Genomic DNA, 11,724 nt, shown 5'->3' with positions numbered 1-11,724 from the left:
CTGCTTATCACTTTCACAAGCAGCACATCAACTTTTGCTGGAGAGATGATACCTGCAAATCTTAGTTTTTCAGTTATCGTCACCGCTGAATCAGGCGGCGCGCAAGAAGCGATGGTGGTATCCAGTGGTAGCTGGTTTACTCAGCGAACGTTAGTGCATAACGCAATTCTTATCAAACATCCAAAGGGTGATTTGCTCTGGGATAGCGGCATCGGCACTGAAGTCGAAGAACAAATGCAAGTATTCGCTTTTTGGGAGAAACAGTTGTTCGCGATCGAAAACGTTAAACCCGCCATTAGCCAGTTAAACGCGAATAACTACCCCATCAGCACAATTAAAGCCATCATCCCTAGCCATATGCACTGGGATCATGTCAGTGCAATTGAAGACTTCCCAGCAACACCGGTATGGATTCAACAGCAAGAGCATGACGCCGCGCACCAAGGCAAGCCACCCGGCTTTGTCTTATCGCAATTTGATAGTCCTGACATCAAATGGCAATTCATAAAGCTCTTAGATCAACCCTACCAAGGCTTCGATAAAAGTTTGGATATCTACGGTGACGGCAGCTTAGTGTTAGTCGACCTGGCCGGGCACTCGCAAGGGCACTTGGGTCTTTTTGTTAATACGCCAGACAAAGGGCGCTATTTCTTCATTGGCGATGCAACATGGGCGATCAAAGGAATTCAAGACAACCGCGGCCGTCCGAAGATTGTTCAGTGGGCAACTGGTGTCGATAATAACGTAGACCAAGCGGAAAAAGTCATCGATCAAATTCACTCTTTAAGCAAACGTGACCCTGACTTAGTGATCGTCCCGGCTCATGACGAACTGGTCACGGCAAAACTGCCCAACTATCCCAGCTTTTTATAAGATGGATTTACACCAAGGCTAACAAAGTGAACTACCAGCAACTTGATGCCATCGCCGATGCCTATATCCCTTTGTTAGGACTGCTTGTACTTGGCTTTATCGCCAGACAAATCCTTAATAAACAATACCGAACAGCAGCCAGGTTCAGTCTACAAACCTTGGTATCAGTAGCGCTGGTTTACGCCTTAATGGCTCTGGATAACTATTTTCTTATTTGGCCTACAGTCTCACTAGACTACAGCACTCATACAGCATTATCCCTGGCCTTAGTGATGTTATTAACTCAAGGTTCAACGTTTCAAGTTCACTGGCAAGTTGCCTTGGGAGTATCATTCTTAGCGTATGCGATTTTAATGCTTTACCAGCAATATCATACTATTGCAGACATAGTCAGCACCGCTTTCATCCTGGTTCCGAGTCTGTTTATTATTAACAGGAAACTGGTCTCTAAAGACCCAAATTGGGAACACTGTTCAGCTAAGCCTTATAAGAGTTCATAAAGTCGATGCCTGGCTTTAAGGCGCATCGCCAAACTAAAGCTGCTTCCTCACAAAAGTTAGGGTAGGTATCTTCAATAGCCTGAATGAAAGAGTCTACGAAAAGTTTATACATATATTCGTCAGCTCGAACTTTATCGGCGTGATGTCGAGCGATAGTTTTTAGGTATTCGCTTTCTTTATTAGTACAGTAGAATTTGACTAAGTGCTTTATAGATTCTCGAAGCATTTGCTTCTGCTTATCCATATCGATATAAGCAAAAGCATTTTTTATTAAATTAGAGCTATTAAAAAAGTGTGTATAGAAAGAATCAAAAAAGTTGCTATCGTTACTCAGAATAAAATCGTAACTATCGTCAAAATGACTCCCGAGAGATTCAATCATCCCCATTACTTAAGCGCTCCAATGCAATTTTTATTCAGAAAGAAAATATTTTAGACTAAACATGCACATTGTTCTAAGTAATTATCGTTTTCACTCAGATGATATTCCAAGGCTGCAGATACGAGTAGTCTTATAGCCAGCCGGGATAAATTACTCGCTAAACTCTTCTAAGATAATCTTTAGGCGTACATCCAGTCCAACGTTTAAACGCTCTCAAAAAGCTAGCGGACTCAGCGTAACCTAACTGATCAGCCAATGCGGCCACTGACACTTTCCCTGCAGCCATCATCCCTAGACAGCGCTGTTTCTTATGCTCATCCAGGATACCTTGGTAACTCGTGTTGGCAGCGCTTAGTTTTCTGCGGAAGGTACGCTCACTCACAGAAAACATCTTTGCCACTTCAGGAACGCTTGGAAAGCGCCCTTCGTAGCCTTCAATGACTTGCTTGGTTTGTGAAACAATATCTTCATCTTGCGAATAGAACTTACGTAATAGCTCATAAGCTTGAACTCGATATAGCTGATGAGCGAGAGGGTTCCCGTGCTTCATCGCCACACTCAAAATGACGCGTGGAAGCCGAAACCAGTTATAGGGCTGATCGAAATGTAAATCAAAGTCGATATATTTCTGATACTCCGCCAAACACTTACCTTCAGGCTTAGGCCGAGCAGTACCTGCAGCAATTAGTATTTCGTTTGGTTTTTCAAGAAACTCCCTTACAAAGATATAGGTTCCCATAAGGTCTCTGTCGGCAATAAATGTCCTGAGTTTAGGTGAGGCCTCTGGTAAGGTATAACGTAGCTCTATCCAATCTTTATCAAAATGCAAAGTCATATGTGAAAAGAGCAGTGATAATGACTGAAATTGAGCGCCAACCTTCAAAGCCTGGTCAAAATTTGGTGCACTCATAAGCAACATTGCATAGGTACCGTATGAGGTAAATGTCACCTGACTGCCTACCTTGACACCAAGAATAGGGTCATTCAGTAAGTCTATTGCTTCTGACACGATATCCAGCTCCAAAGATTGCTCAATCACGGCGGCACCATTCATATTCTGCAAGGACATCCCCCTGCGCCGCAAAAGTTCTTCCGGGTCTGCCCCCAAGTCTTCAACCGCTTTAAACAGTGGAATCAAACCTAATATCGACTGCTTCTTTTTAGCACTGCCTACATACATAAACCCTACAGACCTTTCTTTGAATTAGGTGACCAAAGTAACAATTAACTAGCCTCAACTGTCATTATGGCCGTATTTATCAATTTTTGACAGGAAGCATCCTATATTATGTGACCAACAGTCACTAATCTGCATATACCCACTTTAGCTGATACGAATATTTCAGCAGAAAACTAATAAAAAAGAAGCACGATAACTTTCGCGGTAATTGCAGGAGATCATCATGAACAAAGACTATGAGCAACTCGACGTACTGATCGTTGGAGCTGGCATTTCTGGCATTGGCATGTGCTACAACCTAAAGAAAAAGCGCGCACATACCTCTTTTGCAGTGATTGAAGGTCGAAAAAACATTGGCGGCACTTGGGACTTATTCAAATACCCGGGTATTCGTTCAGACTCTGACATGTATACCTTTTCCTATTCTTTCAAACCCTGGACAGACCGTGAATATATTGGCACAGCTGACCGCATCAAGCATTATCTAGATGAACTGGTTTCTGATGAGAACCTGGACCAGTACATTCGTTTTCAACAGAAAGTCATATCAGCTGACTGGAACTCGGAACAAAACCGCTGGCTTGTCAGTATCGAGCGAGCAGATGGGTCGCAGTACCATATTGCTGCGAAATTCCTTACCTGTTGTTCAGGCTATTACAATTATGAAAAAGGTTACCTGCCAAATTTCGAAGGCTATGATGACTTCAAAGGAACCATTGCCCACCCTCAGCAATGGCCTGTTGATATGGACTACTCAGGTAAGCGCGTTATTGTCATAGGCAGTGGTGCGACGGCCGTCACCGTTGTACCCGCAATGGCAAAGAAAGCAGCTCATGTCACCATGGTTCAGCGCTCGCCAAGCTACGTCTACTCTCGCCCCGCTTCAGACATGTTATTTAGAATAATCTCTAAAATACTCCCGGCGGGCCTAACGAATAGAATCATGCGCGCCAAATACACTACCATGCAGCAAATGGTATTTATGTTATCCAAACGCTTTCCAAACTTTATTCGTAAGCTTGTCAGAGATATGAATAGGAAAGCACTGGCGGGAGCAGCTGACGTCGATACTCATTTCAAGCCCACCTACAATCCATGGGATCAGCGTATGGCCCTGGTACCTGATGCAGATTTATTCAATTCAGTTCGTTCCGGCAAAGCGAGTATCGTCACTGAGCATATAGCGCGCTTCACTGAGAAAGGAATATTGTTGAAGTCGGGCGACGAAATTGAAGCCGATATTATTGTTCCCGCCACAGGGCTCGATCTTCAGCTATGGGGAAAAATGAAACTGAGTGTCGATGGTCACGACGTCGATGCGCCTAAGCTAACCAACTATAAAGGCATGATGTTCAGCCAAATGCCAAACTTTGCTTGGGTCTTTGGATACACTAACTCTTCCTGGACGCTCAAAGCAGAGCTGACCTTTGATTATGTCTGCCGCCTATTGGAACACATGGAGCAAAATGGTTACCAAAGTGTCTACCCTTACCGTGAACCAAACGCCAAACAAAGCACCATTGTTGCACTGAAATCTGGCTACGTATTAAGAGCTCTCGACCGCTTGCCTGGCCAGGGAGAGTCCTTTCCATGGTGCAATAAGGACTTTTACTTCAAAGACATCTTTGCCATCAAACACAGCAAACTCGACGACGGTGTACTTCGTTTTGATGACAACACGCCTCTTGAAGCTTTTCATAAGGTAGAAAAAACTGAAACAAGTACGCCTTCCGTCGCCAAAGAAAAGACACAAACGACCGAAAAAGTTGAGGAGGTAGAAGTATGAAATCTCTACCTCCTGTTGTCTTGATCCACGGAATGTGGAGCACACCAGACATATTAGATGAACTGAAAGACGCCTTTGAACAACAAGGCTACCCTGTACTCGTTCCGAGACTTCCACTTCATTACCCTAAGAATAAGCTATGCGAGGACAAAAGGCGCTCTTTAGCTCGACTGGGTATCGAAGATTATGTCGCCTCTTTAAAGCAAGACATAAATAAATTCACGAGAGCCCATTCAAATCAATCACCGATATTAGTCGGCCACTCAATGGGCGGTTTACTCGCGCAGTTGCTTGCACAAGCGCTACCCTGCTCTCAGTTGATTTTAATTTCCTCAGCTGCGCCTGCGGGCATTAATGCTTCAAGTTGGTCGGTACTCAAAACCTTTGGACATAACTTGTTGAAATTTCCCTTATGGCGCTCGTATACCAATTTATTATTAAGAAATATTCAGTACGGTATCGCGAACACACAGAGCGCTGATATCCACAGGCAACTCACTCAAGCATCTACCTTTGAGTCAGGTCGAGTCACAACACAACTATCTATGTGGTTCTTATTTCGCAAGCCCCCCTCCAAGGTGGATTATCAATCTGTAAGCTGCCCGGTATTAGTGATTGGCGGCACCGAAGATAAAATCACACCGATAAAAATCCAACATAAGATCACCCGAAAATATGGCTCTTCAGCCAGCATAAAAGTTATCGAAGGAGCCTGTCACTATACCGTGGGAGGAAGCTTCTTCCCTCAAATAAGGGAGTCGATCTTTACCTGGCTGGATACAAAACTACCTAAACATAGTCAGGATGCACAAGCGGCGTAAACACCTAAATTAAAATAACAACTTAAGGGTCTTAACATGAAAAGCACTTGGACGAACAAAACAATTCTCATCACCGGCGCGGGCTCTGGTATTGGTCAGGCAATTGCTAAACTATTCGCGCAGCTGGGTGCAAATTTAGTGGTCACTGATATCAACCAAGCAGGTCTTAAAGAGACGAGTAAAGCCATCGGCTCATCAGCCATTATTTCCAAGCAGTCCGATGTCTGCTCAAAGGAGGACTGGCAAGCTCTCGCTAAAGATATTGAGCTTTCATCCGGGCATTTAGATGTACTCATTAATAATGCAGGCATGACGTCTTTTGGTTATTTTGAAGAAACTTCTGAGGCCCTATTTAACAAAGTAATGGATGTAAACCTAAATGGTGTCGTTATGGGTTGTCGAGAAATGATGCCATTACTTGAAAAGTCATCACGCGGCATGATCGTTAATGTCGCTTCAATATTCGGCTTGATCACCATGCCAATGGTAGCGCCCTACCATGCCTCTAAATTTGCCGTTCGCGGATTTACCGAAGCCTTACAACAAGACATGATTTATTCAGGTAAGAATATTGATGTTATTTGTGTGATGCCCGGCGGTATTCGATCCAACATTGCAAATTCTGCTGAAACTGAAGCAGCTAATTCCAATGAGCTTGCCAAACACTTTGAAACGGTGGCACGAACAAGCCCTGCAAAAGCGGCAGAAGTCATCGAAAAAGGCATGCGTAAGAAGACCTTCCGAGTATTAATTGGTGCCGATGCCAAGTTTGTCGATATTCTTTATAAGGTACTACCGACCAGCTACTATAAAGTATCTAACCAGCTTTTAGGCGTTAAACGGTTTTTACGTTCGTAGAACTAACAGAAATGGAAAAAAAGCGGGGATGGAGAGCTACCCCGCATAAAGGGGACTGGTAAACCAGCAAGGTAAAACAGGGACGTACTTTAACGAATTATGAACTTTAGGAAGCCTCGGACTTCATATGCTTACGTGCTGCAAATAAACCAACAAAGCCAGCCGAAAATAGCATCATGCTGCCGAACTCACTACTTGCATCCTGAGCGACACTAGCCGAAGCCTGTGCACTACAAGCAAAGACAAACAGTACAAGTATTGAGATAGAGTTTTTTATAGCTGACAATAGAATTCCTTCACATCAAAAAGATTGATAAACAAGCTTACTGCTTTGATTTAAGTGAAGACTAGCACGGAAGTTCTAACTCAACTGTCAACGAATGTTAAACGACAAGTTATTGAAATATAGTGTGATTTATTTGGCATTATTGCCAGCATAACTGTTCAATAAGCGAACAAAAGGTGCGAAAAATAGGGAGAAAGTCCCCCTTTAGCTCTGAACAGGTAAAACAAGGTCTCCGGCACGCAATCCCGAGACGACTTCGATCATCCCGTTTTCTTTCTGATCGCCAACTCTTATAAAGCGTCGAACAACTTGCTCGTTTTCCAAAACCCAAACAACGTTCAACTGACCAACATAAGCTATACGATCACTAGGCAATAGAATCTGTTGTTTCGTACCCACCGGCACACTTAATTGCGCATACATGCCAGGTAGCAAGCCTTCAGCCTCCAGACGGCTCTTAATCAAGAAGCTTCGAGATGCAGCATTACCTGCTGGCACCATTTCTTCTATTACTGAAGGCAGATTCTTATTCATCGAGGGAATCCTTACCTGCAAGGTGTCACCCAAACTGAGGCCGATCGCCAATTGTTCGCGCACATGCGCCTCGACTCGTAAAGTAGCTGGATTATATAAGGTAAGAAGCTGCATCCCTGGTTGGGCAGTATTACCGGGCTCTGCAAAGCGATCGATTATTAGACCATCAATAGGGGAATGCACCTGAGCATAACCCAGGGCCGTTTGCGCTTCTAACAAAGCCTGTTCTGCACTTTGCTTACCGGCTAACAAGCTATCGTAGTTTGCCTGAGTCTGCTCCAAAGCAGCGTTAGCAATCAAGCCTTTCTGACTCAAGTCCTCAGAACGCTTAAGATTATTCTTTGCTTCCAACAATCGTGCAGACACTGAAGACAAAGCCGCTTTTGCCTGAGACTCCCGTGATAGCAAATCTGCCTTTTCCAATTCAATCAGTAGCTGCCCTTGTTTAACCTGCTGCCCTGCTCGTACATGTACTTTCTCTATCTTGGCTAGAATACGTGATGAGATAAGTGAATTCTGTTTCGCTTCAATACCTGCTGGCACTGGCTCGAACACTTCCTTCTTCACCCGTTCGACCTCAATCGCTTGCCTTAGTAGCTCATCGAGTTTTACCAAACTTTGCTGCTCACTTTGCCCGGGCTTTACCTTGTTATTAAAGGCACCCGCCATCCAGGCAACCATAACGATAAGTAAAGCAATTGCCAGTACAGGTAAGCCCAGTTTTTTTAATACGGAGTCATTTGTTTGCATCTTCGTATCCTAATTTTGCGTGATCAGTTAATGAGTTATTTTCTGGCTTATCGAACACCAACAAGTAAACAATTGGTACCACCAGCAAGGTAAAGATGGTTGAGGCAATGATGCCGAAAATAATAGCCAGAGCCAGGCCACTAAAGACCGGGTCAAGGATAATCACCAGATTACCCAGCATGGTAGTGCCAGCAGTCAGTAGAACAGGCCTCATACGAACGGAGCCCGCCAGTATAAGCGCCTCTTTAAGCTCCACACCCCGGTCTCTGGCTTGAGTGATGAACTCTACGAGTATCAAAGAGTTGCGAACAACGATTCCAGCCAAAGCAATCATGCCGATCATCGCTGTGGCGGTAAATAATACGGGTTCAGGCGCTCCTGCAATCACTCGTTCGCCAAAAAGGTTCAGCGCTGCAAAACCAGGCATAATACCGATAATCGTCAAAGGAATAGCCGACATAATAATCAAGGAAAGACGGACAGATTGTGTCTGTATCTTCAGTACAAAGAAGATACCTGCCAAAGCAAACATAAATGCTAAACCCATATCTCTAAAGACATCTATGGTGATCTTCCACTCGCCTTCACCACCCCATTCGAGCTGGATATTTTCAGGTAGCGACCAAGTCTGTCCGGCTGACTCACCAGTGAATAGCGAAAGAAAGTTGCGAGACTGCCAATCACTAACATTCAGGTTTTCTTGTTTCGCTTCTGCCCCAAGCTGTAAATCGCCACTCACATCAGCAATCACTTCAGCAGGCGTTCTACCAGACAGCTCTGCCATCACATAAACGACCGGCTTTAGGTCTTTATGATGAATTGCACGATCCGAGACATGCTCTTCGAACGCACCTAATTCTCCCAAAGCAACGAGGGGCACCGGTGCACTGTCCAAGCCATAGCGGCTGCTCTGTTTGATCACCCCTGCTTGACCTCTTACCTGCAAACGCGCTAAATCTTCAATCGAGTTTTTATCTGCTTCCGCAAGCTCTAAATAAAGCGGAACGGGTGACGTTTCTCTTTCTTGCTGATAGAAACCCGCTGCCATGCCTTGATTAGCAATAACTAAAGCTTGATTGGCTTGAGCAGAAGAAATTCCAGATAAAGCTGCTGCTGTCTTATCCAGGGTATAGCGAAGCTTTTTCTGTTCAGCCTCGACAGTGGTATCAACCTCCACGACAAAAGGCTCTTTTTCCAGGCGCTCTTTTACACTCAATGCAGCAGCCTGTATATCCTCGTAGGGAGTCAGTTTGTCACCGTACAATTCAGCGACCAAGGTACTCAATACCGGGGGCCCTGGTGGCACTTCCACCACTCTAACCAATACACCTTCTTTATTAAAAGACTTAAGCAAGTCTCTTAAACGCAGCACCACGCCATGAGACTGATGCTCTCTTTCTGCTTTATCGAGTAAGGTCAGCCGCAAGTCTGCCTGATAAGGCATCGTGCGTTGATAGTAACGGCGAACCATACCATTAAAATCGATAGGCGAAGCCACCCCCACAAAGGCGGCTGAAGCGAGTACTTCGTTTACTTGCGTCACTTGTAAGGAGATCTGCTTAGCCAAACTCGCTGTCTGTTCCAAGGTCGCTGACTCTGGCATATCGATAATAATCTGCACTTCATTTTTATTATCAAAAGGCAGAAGTTTTAAGGGAACCCAGCGCATCATAGGTAACATGGCTGCAGCTAGGAATAAGATCAGCACAGCCCATAAGACCCATTTTGCTTTTCTCCGATCATTCAAAAAGGGAGAGAGAACACGTCGGAAAAAAGGGCTCCCGCTATCAGCACGACTGTCCTCACCCTGTTCAGCAACAATGGCCGAAGGTTTCAGAAGTTTACTCGCCAACCAAGGCGTCACTAAAAATGCCACCAGCGTACTGACGCCGACGCTCACTGGCACATTGAAAGCCATCGGCGCCATATAGGGCCCCATCATTCCGGTAATGAAGGCAAGCGGAATAAATGCCAGGACGATAGTGATGGTCGACATTATCAAAGGCACTTTGATTTCTGATATCGCTGCAACAATTTGAGAGGCCGTACCAGGGTCCTGGCTTCCATCTTTGCCACGCAGCTTCTTTTTCAAATATCGTTCAATGTTATCGACACCAGTAATCGGGTCATCGACAAGTAAACCTAGTGATAGAATCAAAGCAAATAAGGTCACACGGTTAATGGTATAACCAAAAGCCATATCCAAGGCCAAGGTCACCCCGTAACTAATGGGTACCGCAATACCAACAACTAAAGCAGGGCGCCAGCCAAGGAAAACCGCGATAAACACCACCACGGTAAAGACCGCAAAGGCCAAGCTACTCGTTAGGTTATCAACCTTCTCATTCGCCGTTGCACCGTAATCACGTAGCACTTCTATGCCGATACTTGTCGGCAATAAATCTGACTTTAGCGCTGCAATAAGCTTATGAACTTCCTGAGCCACACTGACTGCATTGCTTCCCGGCTGTTTGGCGACACTGATAACCGACATCGGTAAATCACTACGTGCGGCGATCGGGACCCCTTCAAATTCTGGATGTGTTTCAGCAAAATCCAACCAGGTATAAGTACTCGCATTGGCAGGGCCGTCAACAATTTCAGCTACATCCTGAAGCGTTACCGGAATCCCATCGACAACATTGACCACCGTCTGTTTTAGACTACTAAGGTCGCGGATAAAGTCGCCGCTTTCGAGTTGAATAGACTCATTGTCAACGAACCAGTTGCCGCTACTTTGAAGCAGATTGGACACCTGTAAAGCTTGCAAGACGTCTGCCGAAGTACTTTGACGCGCTGCCAAACTTTCGGGCTGTAAAAAAATCCTTATCGTTCGTTCTCGGCCCCCCGTTACCTTGACTTCACTGGTATCAGGAATTGCCTGTATATAAGTCGACAGCTCTTCCGCTACCCGCCTTAAGTCATAATCGCTAGCATCGCCTTTGGAATACAAAGCCAACATCATGATCGGCACATCATCCACTTCAACCGGGTTTACGCGCCAGTTTTGTACTGCCTGAGGGACTTTATGTTGATTGGAATGAAGTTTGTTATAGGTATTCAGAATTGCATCTTCACGATCTTCGCCAACATAAAATCGTAAAGTAACAGCCGCCTGACCGCTCATTGAGGTGGAATAAACATTCTCTACACCCGGGATTTGAGCCAGAAGTTTTTCCAGCGGTGTTGTCACCTGCCGTTCTACCTGCTTAGAAGACATACCTGGCGAACTGACTAACACATCGACCATCGGTACAACAATTTGAGGCTCTTCTTCACGTGGAGTGTAGTTCAGCGCGACCATGCCCAATAAAAGCGAGACAATAAGAATCGCTGAAGGTAAGCCACCCGCTAAACTGTAGGCGAGCAAACGTTCGATAAAAGATTTATCTGCTGAAGTCATGCAATTACCCTAAGGTTTAATTAATTCGGCTGGCAAAATACGTTATACAAGTTCTGAATTATCGACTCTACACGAGGGTCGTTTAGCCGGTAATAGATGGTCTGCGACTCCCTGCGCGTTGCCACAAACTCTACTGCTCTAAGCTTTGCCAAGTGTTGCGACAAGGCCGATTGAGAAAGAGGCACCCGCTTATTTAATTCGCCAACTGATAGCTCCCCTTCACTCAAAACACACAAAATCATTAAGCGCTTGCTGTTTGCCAGGTTTTTTAAGAAAGCCTCTGCTTCTGCCGAGCGCGAAGACATTTCATCCAGACTAATATCCATCACCTACACCTTAAATTACGTCTTA

General features: G+C 45.0%; 11 protein-coding genes. 5 read left to right on the top strand and 6 right to left on the bottom strand.

Annotated elements, in window-relative coordinates:
• Both A3761_RS22905 and A3761_RS22900 read left to right on the top strand, forming a co-directional pair.
• Positions 1-873: MBL fold metallo-hydrolase (locus tag A3761_RS22905; protein ID WP_231881293.1), on the top strand; the 873-nt coding region annotated here is incomplete at its 5' end.
• A 26-nt stretch (positions 874-899) separates the two neighbouring features.
• Complete coding sequence (locus A3761_RS22900; protein WP_068515874.1) at positions 900-1,373, top strand: hypothetical protein; 474 nt, start codon at positions 900-902, stop codon at positions 1,371-1,373.
• On the opposite strand, the gene A3761_RS22895 is transcribed toward A3761_RS22900, so the two are convergent.
• Together A3761_RS22895 and A3761_RS22890 are read right to left on the bottom strand one after the other, a co-directional pair.
• A complete protein-coding gene (locus tag A3761_RS22895) occupies positions 1,351-1,755 on the bottom strand; it encodes a globin (RefSeq protein ID WP_082886007.1) in 405 nt (134 codons plus the stop codon). The genes A3761_RS22900 and A3761_RS22895 overlap by 23 nt on opposite strands.
• 157 nt (positions 1,756-1,912) lie before the next feature.
• On the bottom strand, positions 1,913-2,935 hold the full coding sequence (locus A3761_RS22890) for an AraC family transcriptional regulator (RefSeq protein ID WP_068515881.1): 1,023 nt from the start codon (positions 2,933-2,935) through the stop codon (positions 1,913-1,915).
• Between the two features lie 223 nt (positions 2,936-3,158).
• On the opposite strand from A3761_RS22890, the gene A3761_RS22885 reads away from it, so the two are divergent.
• The 3 genes from A3761_RS22885 to A3761_RS22875 are packed head-to-tail and all read left to right on the top strand — an operon-like array spanning position 3,159 to position 6,400.
• Positions 3,159-4,721 (top strand): NAD(P)/FAD-dependent oxidoreductase, encoded by a 1,563-nt coding sequence (locus A3761_RS22885; RefSeq protein WP_068515883.1) that lies wholly within the window; start codon positions 3,159-3,161, stop codon positions 4,719-4,721.
• Positions 4,718-5,542: an alpha/beta hydrolase gene (locus A3761_RS22880; protein WP_068515885.1), complete on the top strand. Its 825-nt coding sequence runs from the start codon at positions 4,718-4,720 to the stop codon at positions 5,540-5,542. Before A3761_RS22885 ends, A3761_RS22880 begins: the two co-directional genes overlap by 4 nt.
• Before the next feature lie 36 nt (positions 5,543-5,578).
• Positions 5,579-6,400 (top strand): SDR family oxidoreductase, encoded by an 822-nt coding sequence (locus tag A3761_RS22875; RefSeq protein WP_068515889.1) that lies wholly within the window; start codon positions 5,579-5,581, stop codon positions 6,398-6,400.
• 106 nt (positions 6,401-6,506) lie between these two features.
• Here the strand turns inward: A3761_RS22875 and A3761_RS22870 are convergent, their stop codons facing one another.
• The 4 genes from A3761_RS22870 to A3761_RS22855 form a co-directional block, all read right to left on the bottom strand.
• Positions 6,507-6,686, bottom strand: a complete 180-nt coding sequence (locus A3761_RS22870; RefSeq protein WP_068512752.1) for a hypothetical protein — start codon at positions 6,684-6,686, stop codon at positions 6,507-6,509.
• A 204-nt stretch (positions 6,687-6,890) separates the two neighbouring features.
• A complete protein-coding gene (locus A3761_RS22865; RefSeq protein WP_068515892.1) occupies positions 6,891-7,970 on the bottom strand; it encodes an efflux RND transporter periplasmic adaptor subunit in 1,080 nt (359 codons plus the stop codon).
• Complete coding sequence (locus A3761_RS22860; RefSeq protein ID WP_068553430.1) at positions 7,957-11,373, bottom strand: efflux RND transporter permease subunit; 3,417 nt, start codon at positions 11,371-11,373, stop codon at positions 7,957-7,959. Before A3761_RS22860 ends, A3761_RS22865 begins: the two co-directional genes overlap by 14 nt.
• Positions 11,374-11,393: 20 nt before the next feature.
• The gene (locus A3761_RS22855; protein ID WP_197470031.1) at positions 11,394-11,699 is read right to left on the bottom strand and encodes a helix-turn-helix transcriptional regulator; all 306 of its coding nucleotides are present in this window, start codon (positions 11,697-11,699) and stop codon (positions 11,394-11,396) included.
• Between the last annotated feature and the right edge of the window lie 25 nt (positions 11,700-11,724).

Source organism: Oleiphilus sp. HI0123, from assembly GCF_001635315.1.
Note: the sequence above shows the minus strand (reverse complement) of the source record. Positions and strands in the feature narration are given on the sequence as shown.